The 959-nt window shown below is 49.0% G+C and carries 1 protein-coding gene; it reads left to right on the top strand.

Annotation, left to right across the window (positions count from 1 at the left end; genetic code table 11):
• Nucleotides 1-959 (top strand): hypothetical protein (locus tag ACQEXR_RS20245; protein WP_427021045.1); only part of this gene is annotated, 959 nt, incomplete at both ends.

Below are 959 nucleotides of genomic sequence, written 5' to 3'. Positions count from 1 at the left end.
TTCTTAAGTGAAAAATCTGCCTTGATGAAGCTCTATCGCCAAACAGAGCAGGTATTTGCCCCCAATGTACAAAGCAGCGCCGTCGGCCTGTTCTTTTTAGTTCAGGTTTACAATACGTCACAAGTCAACAGTAAGTTTTCTGACAACCCTATAAAATGGGGCGTTGATCGTGCTAACGCTTGGGTCGGTTTAATCACCAGCTCTTTTGCCGCACTCGATCAGTTTGCTGGGGCACGCTTTGGTCAAGTCGGCGGTAAACAAGTCTTTACTGAGTTTATGAAAGCAGATGGTGCTCAATTACTTGGTAACTCAATCTCCAACTCTCTAACTTCACTATCAAAAATCGCCAAACTTACCTCGCAAAAAACAATCGTGGTAGCAGAACGCATTGGCGCTTGGACAACGAAGTTCGTAAAAACCACTTTTCGCTGGCTGCCGGTGATCGGCGGTGTTGTTGCCGTGCTGGGCAGTGGGTATCAACTTGGCACCGATCTGGTTGGCAACCAAAATGCCTTAGCCACGGCGGTGTCAGGGGTGACATTGTTGGTCAATGGGATGGCGGCGTATTGCGCCTGGGTGGCACTGGTGCCGGGGGCGGCGCCGGTTATGGCGGTCGCTGCGGTGGTACTGGGTGTCACGGCATTAGTGCTAGAAATAGTCAGAGCCTCCGTGATGGATGACAAAACCCAACTGTTTTTAAAGGGCTCCTTCTGGGGCCGTGGCAATTATGCTTACGGTAAGTCCAATCTAAACACCTTAGAACAACGACTGAAGCTTTTTGATCAAGATGCCAAGCTAGAGGATGCGATAAAAGTGATGCAACAAGAGCTCACCGCGTTTGGCGATTATTTGTTTAAACCCATCCCACAGCTACTCGATGTTAGTCAAACCGATGGTCTGAGCCGTTTTACACTGCATATCTTACTGCCGGGTTTTGTGCCATTAACCAGCGATGTCAG

The organism is Vibrio sp. TRT 2004 (genome assembly GCF_050113735.1).
In the GTDB taxonomy this organism is placed as follows: Bacteria; Pseudomonadota; Gammaproteobacteria; order Enterobacterales; family Vibrionaceae; genus Vibrio.
The sequence above is the reverse complement of the archived record's forward strand: the minus strand, read 5'-3'. Positions and strand labels throughout refer to the sequence as shown.